At 64.1% G+C, this 14,271-nt stretch carries 18 protein-coding genes; 7 read left to right on the top strand and 11 right to left on the bottom strand.

Annotated features, from left to right (window positions below; translation table 11 throughout):
- Positions 1 to 47: 47 nt before the first annotated feature.
- The 9 genes from LJX93_RS02725 to nrdR all read right to left on the bottom strand — a co-directional run bounded on the left by LJX93_RS02725 (position 48) and on the right by nrdR (position 6,775).
- The gene (locus tag LJX93_RS02725; protein WP_095065391.1) at positions 48 to 791 is read right to left on the bottom strand and encodes a substrate-binding periplasmic protein; all 744 of its coding nucleotides are present in this window, start codon (positions 789 to 791) and stop codon (positions 48 to 50) included.
- Between the two features lie 16 nt (positions 792 to 807).
- Positions 808 to 1,311, bottom strand: coding sequence for a phosphatidylglycerophosphatase A (locus LJX93_RS02720; RefSeq protein ID WP_033703443.1), 504 nt, complete (start codon positions 1,309 to 1,311; stop codon positions 808 to 810).
- Entirely contained in the window at positions 1,308 to 2,276 is a 969-nt protein-coding gene (gene thiL / locus LJX93_RS02715; RefSeq protein ID WP_227696726.1) for a thiamine-phosphate kinase, read from the bottom strand. The genes LJX93_RS02720 and thiL overlap by 4 nt, the downstream gene beginning before the upstream one ends.
- Positions 2,277 to 2,294: 18 nt before the next feature.
- Positions 2,295 to 2,795, bottom strand: coding sequence for a transcription antitermination factor NusB (nusB, locus tag LJX93_RS02710; RefSeq protein ID WP_033703445.1), 501 nt, complete (start codon positions 2,793 to 2,795; stop codon positions 2,295 to 2,297).
- Complete coding sequence (ribE, locus tag LJX93_RS02705; RefSeq protein WP_003255395.1) at positions 2,792 to 3,268, bottom strand: 6,7-dimethyl-8-ribityllumazine synthase; 477 nt, start codon at positions 3,266 to 3,268, stop codon at positions 2,792 to 2,794. Before ribE ends, nusB begins: the two co-directional genes overlap by 4 nt.
- Before the next feature lie 91 nt (positions 3,269 to 3,359).
- On the bottom strand, positions 3,360 to 4,451 hold the full coding sequence (ribBA, locus tag LJX93_RS02700; protein ID WP_033703446.1) for a bifunctional 3,4-dihydroxy-2-butanone-4-phosphate synthase/GTP cyclohydrolase II: 1,092 nt from the start codon (positions 4,449 to 4,451) through the stop codon (positions 3,360 to 3,362).
- 18 nt (positions 4,452 to 4,469) lie between these two features.
- On the bottom strand, positions 4,470 to 5,135 hold the full coding sequence (locus LJX93_RS02695; protein WP_033703448.1) for a riboflavin synthase: 666 nt from the start codon (positions 5,133 to 5,135) through the stop codon (positions 4,470 to 4,472).
- Between the two features lie 42 nt (positions 5,136 to 5,177).
- The gene (gene ribD / locus LJX93_RS02690; RefSeq protein ID WP_033703449.1) at positions 5,178 to 6,308 is read right to left on the bottom strand and encodes a bifunctional diaminohydroxyphosphoribosylaminopyrimidine deaminase/5-amino-6-(5-phosphoribosylamino)uracil reductase RibD; all 1,131 of its coding nucleotides are present in this window, start codon (positions 6,306 to 6,308) and stop codon (positions 5,178 to 5,180) included.
- Between the two features lie 2 nt (positions 6,309 to 6,310).
- Positions 6,311 to 6,775: a transcriptional regulator NrdR gene (gene nrdR, locus LJX93_RS02685; protein ID WP_016393425.1), complete on the bottom strand. Its 465-nt coding sequence runs from the start codon at positions 6,773 to 6,775 to the stop codon at positions 6,311 to 6,313.
- Positions 6,776 to 6,880: 105 nt separating this feature from the next.
- Here nrdR and LJX93_RS02680 point away from each other — a divergent pair, with 105 nt between their 5' ends.
- From LJX93_RS02680 to trxA, 3 genes are read left to right on the top strand one after another with little or no spacing between them, the layout of a single operon-like run.
- Positions 6,881 to 7,333, top strand: coding sequence for a YbaY family lipoprotein (locus tag LJX93_RS02680; protein ID WP_033703450.1), 453 nt, complete (start codon positions 6,881 to 6,883; stop codon positions 7,331 to 7,333).
- Positions 7,334 to 7,993, top strand: coding sequence for a class I SAM-dependent methyltransferase (locus tag LJX93_RS02675; protein WP_033703452.1), 660 nt, complete (start codon positions 7,334 to 7,336; stop codon positions 7,991 to 7,993).
- 31 nt (positions 7,994 to 8,024) lie between these two features.
- Entirely contained in the window at positions 8,025 to 8,897 is an 873-nt protein-coding gene (trxA, locus tag LJX93_RS02670; RefSeq protein ID WP_033703453.1) for a thioredoxin, read from the top strand.
- A 15-nt stretch (positions 8,898 to 8,912) separates the two neighbouring features.
- On the opposite strand, the gene LJX93_RS02665 is transcribed toward trxA, so the two are convergent.
- Both LJX93_RS02665 and LJX93_RS02660 read right to left on the bottom strand, forming a co-directional pair.
- A complete protein-coding gene (locus LJX93_RS02665) occupies positions 8,913 to 10,463 on the bottom strand; it encodes a hypothetical protein (RefSeq protein WP_033703454.1) in 1,551 nt (516 codons plus the stop codon).
- A 99-nt stretch (positions 10,464 to 10,562) separates the two neighbouring features.
- Positions 10,563 to 10,907 (bottom strand): hypothetical protein, encoded by a 345-nt coding sequence (locus tag LJX93_RS02660; RefSeq protein ID WP_033703455.1) that lies wholly within the window; start codon positions 10,905 to 10,907, stop codon positions 10,563 to 10,565.
- Positions 10,908 to 11,040: 133 nt separating this feature from the next.
- Here LJX93_RS02660 and LJX93_RS02655 point away from each other — a divergent pair, with 133 nt between their 5' ends.
- Genes LJX93_RS02655 through LJX93_RS02640 form a run of 4 tightly spaced genes read left to right on the top strand, consistent with a single transcriptional unit; the run spans position 11,041 to position 14,173 of the window.
- The gene (locus LJX93_RS02655) at positions 11,041 to 11,616 is read left to right on the top strand and encodes a DUF2796 domain-containing protein (protein WP_227696725.1); all 576 of its coding nucleotides are present in this window, start codon (positions 11,041 to 11,043) and stop codon (positions 11,614 to 11,616) included.
- On the top strand, positions 11,617 to 12,327 hold the full coding sequence (locus tag LJX93_RS02650) for an ATP-binding cassette domain-containing protein (RefSeq protein ID WP_227696724.1): 711 nt from the start codon (positions 11,617 to 11,619) through the stop codon (positions 12,325 to 12,327).
- A complete protein-coding gene (locus LJX93_RS02645) occupies positions 12,327 to 13,592 on the top strand; it encodes an ABC transporter permease (protein ID WP_033703459.1) in 1,266 nt (421 codons plus the stop codon). Before LJX93_RS02650 ends, LJX93_RS02645 begins: the two co-directional genes overlap by 1 nt.
- Before the next feature lie 8 nt (positions 13,593 to 13,600).
- Positions 13,601 to 14,173: a DUF3299 domain-containing protein gene (locus LJX93_RS02640; protein ID WP_033703461.1), complete on the top strand. Its 573-nt coding sequence runs from the start codon at positions 13,601 to 13,603 to the stop codon at positions 14,171 to 14,173.
- Positions 14,174 to 14,271 lie beyond the last annotated feature (98 nt).

Below are 14,271 nucleotides of genomic sequence, written 5' to 3'. Positions count from 1 at the left end.
AGAGGCCCGCCCTCAAGACGCCGAACCTGTATGGGAGCGGGTAGCGCTCACTGCGGCTGGCTGTCGGTGGTGAACGGATACGGCTGTTTCCAGTGCTCGAAAATCGGCTTCAATTCACCGCTGCGCACCAGCTCGGCCATGCGCTTGTCGAACAGGTCGCGCAGCGCCTTGGACTTTTCGTTGTGGGCAAATGCCAGGTACAGCGGTAGCTCGGCGACATGGGTTTTACGAAAACGCGCAGGCTCGGAAGCCTGGCCCAGCACGTAGTCGACTTCGGTCAGCGCATCGATGTAGAAGTCCACTCGGTCATGTTCGAGCATCGGCAGAATGCCCTCGCGGCGCTGGATTTCGCGGAAGTTGTGCGCATTGGGCAGATAGCTGGCGTAGTCGTAGCCGCGCACCCAGGCCAGGCGATACCGGCCGACCGTGCTGGGTGTGGGCACAGGCTTGGCGACCAGCCCCAGGGCGTAGATATGGTCCATGTCGAAGTGCCAACGCGGGTAGAGGTTGTCGTCAGCCTCGTCCTTGTAGGAGCCGACCCAGGCATCGGCCTCGCCCCGTTTGACCAGCCCCACCGCACGGCTGTAAGGCGCGCTCTGGGTAACGACCTTGACCCCGGCAGGCTCGAACACCTTGCGCAGTACATCCCAGGCAACCCCGCTACCGTCGGCGTTGGTGTAGTCGAGCCATTCTTCGCTGACCAGATGGACCTGCTTCAGCACACCTTCGGCCGCCCCCACCCAGGGAGCAAAGCCCAGCAGCATTGCCAACAGCACAGTCCTTATGGCCATCTACGCGCTCCCTGTCTCAGGCAACCGCCCACACCAGAACCTGCATACCCAGCCAGGCGAACACGCCGGCCAGGACATCGTCGAGCATGATCCCGACCCCGCCATGCACATGGCGGTCGATCCAGCGAATCGGCCATGGTTTGAGGATGTCGAAGAAGCGGAACATCAGGAACCCCGCCAGCAACCATTGCCAGCCTTCCGGCACCAGCCAGAGGGTGATCCACATGCCCACCATCTCGTCCCAGACAATGCCCTCATGGTCATGCACGCGCAAGTCATTGGCGACTTTGCCGCACAACCAGAAACCGAACAGCATGGTCACGCCCAGCAGCAGCCAGTAACCCCAGTCTGGCAGCATCTGCCACAGCGGGATGAACGGTATGGCCACCAGCGAGCCCCAGGTGCCCGGCGCCTTGGGCAAGGTGCCGGAGCCGAAGCCGAAGGCGATGAAGTGCCAGGGGTTGCGCCAGACCGAGGGCGGAACGAACTCCGCAGGCACCTGATTGGGGTGATCGGTCACGGTGTCTCCCTAAAATGTTGATAGCCGCGTTGCCGCGGGGTGATGTCCTGGCCCTGCCGGTCACGCAGGCTGACGCCTTGGCCCTCGAGCACGCGCCCGATGACATGAAACGCCGCCAGGCCTTGCGCCTGCAGGGATAAAAGCTGCGCCGGCGGCAAAGTGAACGCCAGCACATAGTCGTCGCCACCGGTCAGGGCCGCCTGCACGGCGGCCTCATGGCCGAGCAAACCCTGCAGAGCGGATGACATCGGCACCTGCTCCAGGTTCACCTCGAGCGCCACGCGGGAAGCCTTGGCAATATGCCCGCAGTCGGCCAGCAGGCCGTCGGAGATGTCCAGTGCCGCGCTGGCTCGCCCGCGCAACAGCTGCCCCAGGGCGAACTGCGGCGAAGGCGACCAGTAGTGATCGAGCAGCGGCTGGGCGAGTGCGGCCTCGGCCTGGCGCTGGCCCAGGACCAACGGCAAGGCGCCGGCGGCGTTGCCCAGCTCACCCCCCACGCACAGAAGGTCACCAGGGCGAGCACCACCACGGCGCAACGCCTGCCCGGCCGGCACGCGGCCAAACACGGTCATGGTGATACTCAAGGGGCCGCGGGTGGTGTCACCGCCAATCAGGCTCAGCTGGCAACGCCGGGCCATACGGTTAAGGCCGTCAGCGTAGGCTTGCAGCCAGTCGGCGCTGACATCGGGCAAGGTCAGGGCAAGGGTGAAGCCGATGGGGGTGGCGCCCATCGCCGCCAGGTCACTGGCGGCCACGGCCAGCGAGCGCTGGCCAAGCAACAAGGGGTCGCAGACCGCAGGGAAGTGCACGCCGGCCACCAGGGTGTCGGTGGACACCGCCAGTTGCTCGCCCGCAGGCAAATCCAGCAGCGCGCAATCGTCACCGATGCCCAGGGCCACACCTTCACCATCTTGCGCACAGGGCGCGGCGGCGAAGTAATGGCTGATCAGCTCGAACTCACCCATGGTCGGCCAGCGCCGGGATCAGCGCTTGTTCGCCTTGGCTTCCGCTTCGCGCAGCGAAGGGGCGAGCTTGTCCAGCACGCCGTTGACGAACTTGTGGCCGTCGGTGGCACCGAAGACCTTGGCCAGCTCGATACCTTCGTTGATCACCACGCGATACGGTACATCGACGCGCATCATCAGTTCCCAGGTGGACAACCGCAGCACAGCCAGTTCGACAGGGTCGAGCTCTTCCAGCGCCAGCGCCAGGCAAGGCTTCAGGGCCGCGTCGATCTCGTCCTTCTTGGCCGGGACCCCATGCAGGATCTCGCGGAAGTAGGCGCCATCGACATCGGTGAAATCGTTATCGACCCGGAACTGCGCTTCGATCTCGTTTACCGACTGACGCGCCATGTGCCACTGGTACAGCGCCTGAGTCGCGAGCTTACGGGCTTCGCGGCGCTTGGCGCTTTTCGAGGGCTTGCCGGCATCCGCAGGTTTTGGATCGCGCGGGTTGAAACGATCGCTTTCGTCGCTAATCACTTGGCCTCCAACTGCGCCAGCAGGCTGACCATTTCCAGAGCGGACAGGGCAGCTTCAGCACCTTTGTTGCCAGCCTTGGTGCCGGAACGCTCGATGGCCTGTTCGATGGAGTCGACGGTCAGAACGCCGAAGGCCACCGGAACACCGAACTCCATGGACACCTGGGCCAGGCCCTTGGTGCATTCGCCCGCCACGTACTCGAAGTGCGGGGTACCACCGCGGATCACGGCGCCCAGGGCGATGATCGCGTCGTACGCGCCTTGCTGGGCGACCTTCTGTGCTACCAGCGGGATTTCGAACGCGCCCGGGGCACGGATGATGGTGATGTCGCTTTCGCTGACACCGTGGCGTACCAGGGCATCAACGGCACCGCTTACCAGGCTTTCGACGACGAAGCTGTTGAAGCGGCCAACCACCAAAGCATAGCGACCTTTGGGGGCGATGAAGGTACCTTCGATGGTCTTCAGGGTCATTCCGATGTTCTCATGTTCAAGAGCGAGGCCGCATACAAGCGGCCTCGGCAGGGGTCTGGACTCGAGTAGAGGGCGTCAATGCCGCCTCAAGTCACTCGGAGGGCACGTATTCTACAACTTCCAGATCGAATCCGGATATCGCATTGAACTTCATCGGCGAACTCATCAGGCGCATCTTGCGCACACCGAGGTCGCGCAGGATCTGCGAACCGGCACCCACGGTGCTGTAGGTGGTCGGTACCTTGGTCGGTGCATCGCCCGCGCTTTCGCGGATGTGCGCCAGCAGCACGTCGCCGTCCAGCGGGTGGCCCAGCAGCAGTACCACGCCGCTGCCAGCTTCGGCCACGGCAGCCATGGCGGCGCGCAGGCTCCAGCGGCCCGGTTGCTTGACCAGCAGCAGGTCGCGCAGCGGGTCCATGTTGTGCACGCGCACCAGGGTCGGCTCTTCGGCGCAGATATTGCCCAGGGTCAGGGCCATGTGCACGTCGCCTTCCACCGCATCGCGGTAGGTGACCAGGTTGAACTCGCCCAGCTCGCTCTCCACCGGCTGCTCGGAGACGCGTTGTACGGTGCGCTCGTGGATCATGCGGTAGTGGATCAGGTCGGCGATGGTGCCGATCTTCAGGCCGTGCTCGGCGGCGAACACTTCCAGCTCGGCGCGGCGCGACATGGTGCCGTCATCGTTCATCACTTCGCAAATCACGCCGCTCGGCTCGAAGCCGGCCATGCGCGCCAGGTCGCAAGCGGCCTCGGTGTGGCCGGCGCGGGCCAGGGTGCCGCCCGGCTGGGCCATCAGCGGGAAGATGTGGCCCGGGCTGACGATGTCCTCGGCCTTGGCGTCCTTGGCAGCGGCAGCTTGCACGGTACGTGCGCGGTCGGCAGCGGAAATGCCGGTGGTGACACCTTCGGCAGCCTCGATCGACACGGTGAACTTGGTGCCGAAGCCGGACCCGTTACGCGGCGCCATCAGCGGCAGCTTGAGCGTTTCGCAGCGCTCGCGGGTCATCGGCATGCAGATCAGGCCACGGGCATGCTTGGCCATGAAGTTGATGTGCTCAGGCAGGCAGCACTCGGCCGCCATGATGATGTCGCCTTCGTTCTCGCGGTCTTCGTCATCCATAAGGATGACCATTTTGCCCTGGCGGATGTCTTCGACCAGTTCTTCGATGCTGTTGAGCGCCACTCGGCACCCCCTTCTCAATCAGGATTTCAAGAAGCCGTTGGCGGCCAGGAAGCTTTCGGTAATGCCACTGCCCTTGCTCGGTTCGCCAGCCTTGTCGCCCAGCAGCAGACGCTCCAGGTAACGGGCCAGCAGGTCGACCTCAAGGTTTACCCGACGCCCTGCGCGGTAGTCGGCCATGATGGTTTCGGACAGGGTGTGCGGGACAATGGTCAGCTCGAACTCGGCGCCATTGACCTCATTGACCGTCAGGCTGGTGCCGTCGACGGTGATCGAACCCTTGTGGGCGATGTACTTGGCCAGCTCCTTGGGTGCACGCACGCGGAACTGGATAGCGCGGGCGTTATCGCTGCGCGAGATGATTTCGCCGACACCGTCGACGTGGCCGCTGACCAGGTGGCCGCCCAGGCGGGTGGTGGGGGTCAGGGCCTTTTCCAGGTTGACCTTGCTGCCGCTCTTGAGGTCGATGAAGGCGGTGCGCTTGAGGGTTTCGACGCTGACGTCGGCCCAGAAGCCATCGCCCGGCAGTTCGACGGCGGTCAGGCATACGCCGTTGACGGCGATGCTGTCGCCGAGCTTGACGTCACCCAGGTCGAGCTTGCCGGTCTCGACGTAGACGCGCACGTCGCCACCTTTGGGGGTCAGGCTGCGGACAGTGCCGATGGATTCGATGATGCCGGTGAACATGGGGTCTTCCTCAAGAACGGGTTGCGCAGGGCAAGCCTGGCATTATACGCCGGACGCCGGCAGGGGGATGGCCGTGACCCGCCAGTCATCGCCCACAGCGCGCATTTCGGTAATTTTCAGTCGCGGCGCTTCGCTCATCGTTGCCAGGGGCCACTCCAGCAGCGGGCGGGCCTGGGAGCCCAGGAAGGTACCGGCGACGAACAACTGGTACTCGTCGATCAGGCCTTGCCGGGCGAACGCACCGGCAAGGCCTGCGCCGGCTTCCAGCAGAATTTCGTTGACGCCACGCTGGGCCAGCACACGCATCAACGCGGGCAGGTCGACCTGGCCATCGGCGCCTGGCAGGCTCAGCAGCTCGTGGCCCGCCTCGGCGTACCGCGCATCTGCTGCGGCAGCCGTCACCACCAGGGCCGGGCCAGCCAGGAAGAACGGCGCATCCAGCGCCAACCGCAGGCGGCCATCGATCAGCACGCGCAGCGGTGGGCGGCTCAATGCCAGGGCACGGGTTTCATCATCCAGGCCAAGCTCTGCGCCACGCACGGTCATGCGTGCGTTATCGGTCAGCACGCTGGCGGCGCTGGTGAGCACCACACTTGAACGGGCGCGCAGGCGCTGCACCGCAGCACGGGCGGCGGGGCCGGTGATCCATTGGCTTTCGCCGCTGGCCATGGCGGTGCGGCCGTCCAGGCTCATGGCCAGCTTGGCCCTGACGAACGGCAGGCCGTGCTCCATGCGCTTGAGAAAGCCTGGATTGAGGGCCCGAGCCTCGGCTTCGAGCACGCCGCTGTGGACCTCGATACCCACCGCTGCCAGGCGCCGCAGCCCCTGCCCCGCTACCTGTGGGTTGGGGTCCTGCATCGCCGCCACCACGCGGGCCACGCCGGCCTTGACCAGAGCTTCGGCGCACGGCGGCGTGCGGCCATGGTGGCTGCAGGGTTCGAGGGTGACATAGGCGCAGGCGCCGCGGGCACGCTCACCGGCCTGGCGCAGGGCATGCACCTCGGCATGCGGCTCACCGGCGCGCACGTGCCAGCCCTCGCCCACCACCTCGCCATCGCGCACGATCACACAGCCCACGCGCGGGTTGGGGTGGGTGCTGTAGACACCCTTGCGAGCCAGTTCCAGGGCACGGGCCATGTAGTGGGCGTCGAGAATCGCGGTCTGGCTGGGCATGCTCACTCTTTGGCTGGCTCACGGGCCAGGCGGTCGATTTCTTCGCGGAATTCGTCGAGGTCCTGGAAGCGTCGGTACACCGAGGCAAAGCGGATATACGCCACTTCGTCGAGTTTGCGCAGCTCGGCCATCACCAGTTCACCCACCACCAGCGACTTGACCTCGCGCTCGCCGGTGGCGCGCAGGCGGCTCTTGATGTGCGCCAGCGCCGCTTCCAGGCGTTCGACGCTGACCGGGCGTTTTTCCAGTGCCCGTTGCATGCCTGCACGCAACTTGTCTTCGTCGAAGGGCTGGCGCGTGCCGTCTTGCTTGATCAGCCGCGGCAGCACCAGTTCGGCAGTTTCGAAGGTGGTGAAACGTTCGCCGCAGGCGACGCACTCGCGACGGCGGCGCACTTGCTCGCCCTCGGCGACAAGACGAGAGTCGATGACCTTGGTGTCGTTGGCACCGCAAAAGGGACAGTGCATGGTGGCAGGCAACAAAAAAAGGGAGGGCCATGGTAGCGCATCCCACTGGCAAGACAAGCCAAAGGGGTTAACATCCAGGGAAATCTGCCCCTGAAGGATGACCCAATGCACCATCGAGCGCTCGTCGTGCTGTGCTGCGCCGCCTTGCTTGCCGCTTGCGGTAGCGACCGGCCCAAGCCCGAACAGGCCCAGGCGCCCGCGCCAGCAAAATCGGCCAAGAAAACCCAGCCCCTTGGCCCGCTGCCCGCCTACCAGCGCGAACTGAGCGGTACCTTGCTGGAAGTCCCGGCCGGGGCCGATGTGGAGCTGGCCCTGCTGGTCATCGACGAACGCGACCGCCCGCAACGCCTGCTGGCCAGCAGCAACCTGAGCGGCACCGGGCAGGCGCTGCCTTACCAGTTGCGCTTCAACCCCGAGGCTTTTCCGGCCGGTGCCCGGGTAGAGCTGCGTGGCCGTGCCAGCCGCTCTGGCCAGCTGATCATGCACCTTCCGCCGGTACGCATTACCCAGGCACAGACCCAGGCCACCGGGCCGCTGCGCTTCGAGAAGGCACCGTAAGTGGCACCCCTGGCACTGCAACAGGCCCTCAGCGGCCTGATCGGCGAAGCGCGCCTGGTGGCCAGCGAGCTGCCTGAATGCGAACTGAAGCTCTGGCTGATCGACGACCAGAACATGGACCGCGCATTCAGCAGCGAAGAAACCCGGCGCATCCTCGAAGAGCCACCCTACTGGAGCTTCTGCTGGGCCAGCGGCCTGGCCATGGCCCGTTACTTGGCTGCACACCCGCACTGGGTGGCCGGCAAGCGCGTGCTCGATTTTGGCGCCGGCAGCGGTATCGTCGGCATTGCCGCAGCCCGCGCTGGCGCCCTGGAAGTGGTGGCCTGCGACCTCGACCCGCTGGCCCTCGACGCCTGCCGCGCCAACGCCGCGCTGAACGGGGTGGCGCTGGGTTACAGCAGCGATTTCTTCGCCGAGGACGACCGCTTCGACTTGATCCTGGTCGCCGATGTGCTGTATGACCGCGCCAACCTGCCCCTGCTCGACGCCTTCCTCGGCCGTGGTCGCCAGGCCCTGGTGGCGGACTCACGGGTTCGCGACTTCTGCCACCCGCTGTACCGGCAATTGGGCGTGCTCGAGGCACTGACCCTCCCAGACCTGGCCGAGCCCCACGAATTCCGCCGGGTCAGCCTGTACCACGCTAGCCGCGAGCCTTTATAGTGGTGCCATTCACGAGTTTGCGAGAGTCGCGATGAGCCAAGACACGCCGTACATTTTCGACGCCACCGATGCCACCTTCCAGCAACTGGTCATCGAGAACTCTTTCCACAAGCCGGTGCTGGTGGACTTCTGGGCCGAGTGGTGCGCCCCGTGCAAGGCGCTGATGCCCTTGCTGGCGAAGATCGCCGAGGGTTACCAGGGCGAGCTGCTGCTGGCCAAGATCAACTGCGACGTAGAACAGCAGGTGGTCGCCCAGTTCGGCATCCGCAGCCTGCCGACCGTGGTGCTGTTCAAGGACGGCCAGCCGGTCGATGGTTTTGCCGGTGCGCAGCCGGAGTCGGCGATCCGCGCACTGCTCGAACCGCACGTGCAAATGCCGGCCGCCCCTACCGCTTCGCCACTGGAACAGGCCAAGGCGCTGTTCGCCGAGAGCCGTTTTGCCGAAGCCGAAGCGCTGCTGCAGGCGCTGCTTGGCGAAGACAACAGCAATGCCGAGGCGCTGATCCTGTACGCCCGTTGCCTGGCCGAACGCGGTGAGTTGGGTGAAGCCGAGGTCGTGCTGGATGCGGTCAAGACCGACGAGCACAAGGCTGCCCTGGCCGGTGCCAAGGCGCAACTGACCTTCCTGCGCCAGGCCGCCAGCCTGCCAGAAGTTGCCGACCTCAAGAGCCGCCTGGCGCAGAATCCGCTGGATGATGAAGCCACTTACCAACTGTGCATTCAACAGCTGGCGCGTCAGCAGTACGAGCCAGCATTGGAAAGCCTGCTCAAGCTGTTCCAGCGCAACCGCGGGTACGAGAATGGTCTGCCACACAAGACGCTGCTGCAGGTGTTCGAATTACTGGGCGGTGATCACCCCTTGGTCGGTGCGTATCGGCGCAAGCTTTTCGCCGCGATGTATTGAAGCGACAAGCCACTGCTATCGTGAGTCGCTCATGGCGACGAAGGTGTCGACATCCATCAGTGGGACAGGGATCACGATGAAAGCCCAATACCAGTAACGCTGTCGTTCATCCGGCTCAATGGCCTGAACCACCGAGAATGTACTGCTGTGGCCTGGGGTGAACGTCCCATCCTGGGCCATGCGACCATCCCCGGCGACCACTTGCCACTCTATCACCTGGGGGTCGACCTCTACCTGAGCGCCCCCGATGCCGATGTAGTACAACCTTAGCGATACACGCCCGTTGTGGTTGCGCACCCTGAAAAAATGCGTAGGGAACGCGTTGACAATCACGAAGGTGGATTGAAAAACACGCCCGTAGTAACGGCTTTCCAGCACATCGATGGTCAATAGCTCGCCAAGACTGGCTTTGAGTGCACAGGGTTTCTGCGTCTTGCCATCCTGATCGTATTCAGGTTGAGGATCTGCCGGCGGGCAGTACCAGCAGCCCGAACGATCAGGCTCGTAACGCCCCTTGGAAGATTCGCCAAGCTGCCATGACACACCGGGCAGCGTTTGCGGCGTCAGCGCCACATGGGTCCGGCTGCGCACACCATCCACGACTTTGATCAACGGCTCGGCGTGATACATGCCCTCCGAGTTGACGGCCGCTGGTGGACTGAAAAACCGGTCCTTGTACCAAACGAAGCTCACGGGCGCGGACCTGCCAACGCTGAGACTTCTGATCCCGCCTTCCGGGTAGAGCAGGCTGGCAAGCCCCATGAAGTGCCGGCTGGGCGGTGCGACGCTGGGGATGATACGGTCATCCACGAGTGCCTGGGCAACATGACCCTCTTCGCCGAGCACCCAGGCACCGTCCACCGGAATGCGGCCGCCAGGCTCTGCCTGGTAGGTCATATAGAGGTTGCAGGCCATGGTGAAGGGGTCCCATCGGCTCCGTTCAGGCACCATGCGAATGGCAAAATACAGTGGCTTGATCAGCCAGTCACTCCCAGGTTCGATGGACAGCCGGCGCATCCTGATGACCCGACGCTCGTCCGGTAACGCTTCAAATCGCGCGCGAAAACCCTCTGCGGCTTCTTCGTCGCGCTTCAAGGAGTCGAGATAACCCAAAGCAAAAGTCGATCCCTTGGCCACCTGGAGCCTGAGGACCTTCTCGGCATCCAGCGTGCCGACAAACGCATCGAAGTGGAACTGCTGATGCAAATAGTAGGGTTCGCCCGCCTCTACGGCTATGAGCTCGCTGACTTTGCGGATGACTTCGCCAAGATCCCTGCGTATGGAAGTACGCACGAACCTGGCCAGCCTCCGGCGAATGAGGATGGGCCGTTCATGAGGATAGGGTTGAAACTCGAGCCAAGGCAGGCCGAGCAATCCCGTGCAATGCTCCCAGCTTGTACCCGGGCTGATGACGCGCTCGAAGTCAAAGGCTTCGGTGTCTTCAGGGCGCGTGTCACCCACGCCTTGATGCCACACCGCATAACTGTAATTGACTGGCCTGGAGTAGAAATCAAGCCGTACTTTCCAGCCGAACAAATCGTACTGAGACCGCATTTCATCGCTCATCTGCCGATGCTCCTGAACGGGCGAGGCCTATTCTAAGAACACAAGCAGCGATGCAACTACTGGCAGATTTACCAGGTCCGAGGCGGGTCGAGCTGCGGGCTAACCAAGCCAGGTAAACACGGGGGCATCTGCACCACTCGTCACCTTGACCTGCGCGCAATGGCGCAGACGGACCAACAGCCGTTTGGCCTGCGCCGGGCTTTCGCCCAGTGCTTCAAGACGGTCCAGCAGTTGCGGGCCATTGAGTTGCCCCGCCTGGCGCAGCAACGCTTGCGCTGCGGCCCAGATGCGGTCGTCCTGGCGCGGCGCGCCCGTCACTTCGTCAGGCGTTTCTCGGGGCACCGCTGGCACTGCGAGCTGTCCGCCCAACTGCGCCCATTCTGCCGGCTCCAACTCGATGGACAAATCCACCGGCCAATCTCCAATCTTTCCGCGAATTCGCACGATCTTTTCCTTGAGCACAGGTCAATGTGGCCATGCTACAGCAACATGAAACCTGCACCACACAGGCTGGCGGCGTAGAGAAAAGTTGTTATAACATTACCAAATCATTCCCAGCCTGCTCCTGGAGCCTTCCATGCGTCGCCTGCTGCTCGCCTTGCCCTTCGCCCTGCTGCCCCTTTCCATGGCGCATGCCCACGATGACCATGACCATGATCACGCTCATGGCACCCTCGGTGCCCACGAGCACGGCGTGGCCAAGCTCAATGCCGTGCTGGATGGCAATACCCTGGAGCTGGAGCTGGACAGCCCGGCCATGAACCTGGTCGGCTTTGAACATGCCGCCAGCAGCGATGCCGACAAGGCCAAGGTGGCCGCCGTGCGCCAGCAACTCGAACACCCCTTGCAACTGTTCGGGCTGGCCGCGGCTGCCGGCTGCAAGGACGATGCACAAGCGCTGGAAAGCCCCCTGTTCGGCGACGCGCCGAAAGCCGACGACGATGGCGACGAACATGAGCACGGCCACCAACACAGCGACATCGGTGCGCATTATCAACTGACCTGCGCGAACCCGGACACGCTCACCCAGATCGACCTCGCCCCCCTGTTCAAAGCCTTCCCGGCAACCCAGAAGATCAACGTACAACTGATCGGCCCAACAGGCCAGAAAGGCGTGGAAGCAACGCCTGCCAAGGCTGCGGTCGCGTTCTGAATGGGCCAGCCGCTGATCGAACTGTATGACCTGGTCTTCGCCTGGCCAGGTCAGCCGGCCCTGCTGGATATTCCCGCCTTTCATCTGGCGGCCGGCGAGGCGCTGTTTCTCAAAGGCCCAAGCGGCAGTGGCAAGACCACCCTGCTGGGCCTGCTGGGCGGGGTGAACCTGCCTAACCAGGGCAGCATTCGCCTGCTTGGCCACGACCTCGGCAGCCTCGGCCAGGGCGCGCGCGATCGCTTCCGGGTCGACCACACCGGTTACATCTTCCAGCAGTTCAACCTGCTGCCGTTTCTTTCGGTGCGCGAGAACGTCGAATTGCCCTGCCGCTTCTCGCGTAGCCGAGCCACACGGGCGGCCGAGCGCCATGGCAGCGTCGATAACGCTGCCGCCACGCTGCTTGCCCACCTGGGCCTGGGTGACCCGGCCCTTATAGCCCGCCGCGCCGACAGCCTGTCGATCGGCCAGCAGCAACGGGTTGCCGCCGCACGGGCGCTGATCGGCCAGCCCGAACTGGTGATCGCCGACGAACCGACCTCGGCCCTCGATGCCGACACCCGCGAAGCGTTCATCCGCCTGTTGTTCGACGAGTGCCGCGCGGCCGGCGCCAGCCTGTTGTTCGTCAGCCATGACCAGAGCCTGGCCCCCCTGTTCGACCGGCACCTGTCCCTGGCCGAACTCAACCGCGCCGCCAAGCCCCGGGAGGCCTGATGTACCTGCTTCGTCTTGCCCTGGCCAGCCTGGCCAACCGCCGTTTCACCGCCTTCCTTACCGCCTTCGCCATCGCCTTATCGGTGTGCCTGCTGTTGGCCGTGGAGCGGGTGCGCACCGAGGCCCGCGCCAGCTTCGCCAGCACCATCAGCGGCACCGACTTGATTGTCGGCGCCCGCTCGGGGTCGGTGAACCTGCTGTTGTATTCGGTGTTTCGTATCGGCAACGCCACCAACAACATCCGTTGGGACAGCTACCAGCACTATGCCCAAGACCCACGGGTAAAGTGGGCGATCCCCATTTCGCTCGGCGACTCGCACCGCGGCTATCGCGTGATGGGCACCACCGGCGACTATTTCAGCCATTACCAGTATGGCCGCAGGCAGCACCTGGAACTGAGCCAGGGCCGTGCGTTCGCCGATGACCCGTTCGAAGTGGTGCTCGGCGCCGAGGTGGCCGAGGCGCTGCACTACCGGCTCGGCGACAAGCTGGTGCTGGCGCATGGCGTGGCGGCCATCAGCCTGGTCAAACACGACGACAAACCCTTCACCGTGGTCGGTGTGCTGAAACGCACCGGCACCCCGGTCGACCGCACCCTGCACATCAGCCTGGGCGGCATGGAGGCCATTCACATCGACTGGCACAACGGCGTGCCGGCCCGTGGCGCGGGGCGCATCAGCGCCGAACAGGCCCGTACCATGGACCTGCAACCCGCCGCCATCACCGCATTCATGCTCGGCCTGAACAGCAAGATCGCCACCTTCAGCCTGCAACGGGAAATCAACGAGTACCGCAACGAACCCTTGCTGGCGATTTTGCCCGGGGTTGCCCTGCAAGAACTGTGGAGCCTGATGGGTACCGCAGAGCAGGCGCTGTTCGTGGTTTCGCTGTTCGTGGTGCTGACCGGGTTGATCGGCATGCTCACGGCCATTCTTACCAGCCTCAACGAACGCCGTCGGGAGATGGCGATCTTGCGTTCGGTAGGTGCCCGCCCCTGGCATATCGCAGGGCTGCTGGTACTCGAGGCGCTGTCGCTGGCAGTGGTGGGGACCGTGGCCGGGCTGGGGCTGTTGTACGCTGGCATCGCCGGGGCGCAGGGCTATGTGCAGGCCAACTACGGCTTGTTCCTGCCACTGGCCATGCCCAGTGCGCACGAGTGGACGCTGTTGGCTATCATCCTCGGCGCAGCATTGCTGATGGGCAGCGTGCCGGCCTGGCGTGCCTACCGGCAGTCGCTGGCCGATGGCTTGTCGATTCACCTTTGAGAACCGTCATGACCTCAAACCTCACCGCCTGCTTCGCGGGTATACCCGCGAAGCGGCCAGTGCACGCCGTGCAGATCGTCCTGCTTGTGCTGCTCACGCTGGCGTTACCTGCCTGGGCCACCGACCCTCGCGAACTCGACTGGCCCGCATTGATCCCCGAAGGCGCACCCGTCATCCCGCCGCAGCTGGCGCCACTGCACGACCTGTCACAACTGAGCGACGCCCTGTCTGCCGAGTCGGCCCCCGCCGCCCACCAGCAGGCGCCGAATGCACCGGTGGTGCAAAGCCTGGACGGCCAGCAGATCAAACTGCCCGGCTACATCGTGCCGCTGGAAGTCAGCGAGGAAGGCCGCACCACCGAGTTTCTGCTAGTGCCCTACTACGGCGCCTGCATCCACGTGCCCCCGCCGCCGTCGAATCAGATCGTGCATATTTTCAGCGAGATGGGCGTGCGCGTCGAAGACCTCTATCAGCCCTACTGGATCGAGGGAAAACTGCAGGTCAGAGCCTCCAGCAGCGAGCTGGCCGACGCCGGATACCAGATGGAAGCCGAGAAAATATACGCTTATGAGCTGAAGTGAGAACTGTTTCGAATTCGTTACGACGCTTCTTTGAGCTGGATCAAACTTTCTGTTTAGACGCCTCCGTACCATTGGACTACTCGATTATTAATGTCCTC

The organism is Pseudomonas sp. HN2-3, assembly GCF_020691745.1.
Lineage (GTDB): Bacteria > Pseudomonadota > Gammaproteobacteria > Pseudomonadales > Pseudomonadaceae > Aquipseudomonas > Aquipseudomonas capeferrum.
This window is presented reverse-complemented; position numbering and strand designations above follow the sequence as displayed.

Coding starts and splice junctions, on each gene's coding strand:
- LJX93_RS02725 (WP_095065391.1), bottom strand. CDS start 791: ATGGCCATAAGGACTGTGCTGTTGGCAATGCTGCTGGGCTTTGCTCCC.
- thiL (WP_227696726.1), bottom strand. CDS start 2,276: ATGGGTGAGTTCGAGCTGATCAGCCATTACTTCGCCGCCGCGCCCTGT.
- ribE (WP_003255395.1), bottom strand. CDS start 3,268: ATGACCCTGAAGACCATCGAAGGTACCTTCATCGCCCCCAAAGGTCGC.
- LJX93_RS02695 (WP_033703448.1), bottom strand. CDS start 5,135: ATGTTCACCGGCATCATCGAATCCATCGGCACTGTCCGCAGCCTGACC.
- ribD (WP_033703449.1), bottom strand. CDS start 6,308: ATGCCCAGCCAGACCGCGATTCTCGACGCCCACTACATGGCCCGTGCC.
- nrdR (WP_016393425.1), bottom strand. CDS start 6,775: ATGCACTGTCCCTTTTGCGGTGCCAACGACACCAAGGTCATCGACTCT.
- LJX93_RS02680 (WP_033703450.1), top strand. CDS start 6,881: ATGCACCATCGAGCGCTCGTCGTGCTGTGCTGCGCCGCCTTGCTTGCC.
- trxA (WP_033703453.1), top strand. CDS start 8,025: ATGAGCCAAGACACGCCGTACATTTTCGACGCCACCGATGCCACCTTC.
- LJX93_RS02665 (WP_033703454.1), bottom strand. CDS start 10,463: ATGAGCGATGAAATGCGGTCTCAGTACGATTTGTTCGGCTGGAAAGTA.
- LJX93_RS02655 (WP_227696725.1), top strand. CDS start 11,041: ATGCGTCGCCTGCTGCTCGCCTTGCCCTTCGCCCTGCTGCCCCTTTCC.
- LJX93_RS02650 (WP_227696724.1), top strand. CDS start 11,617: ATGGGCCAGCCGCTGATCGAACTGTATGACCTGGTCTTCGCCTGGCCA.
- LJX93_RS02645 (WP_033703459.1), top strand. CDS start 12,327: ATGTACCTGCTTCGTCTTGCCCTGGCCAGCCTGGCCAACCGCCGTTTC.
- LJX93_RS02640 (WP_033703461.1), top strand. CDS start 13,601: ATGACCTCAAACCTCACCGCCTGCTTCGCGGGTATACCCGCGAAGCGG.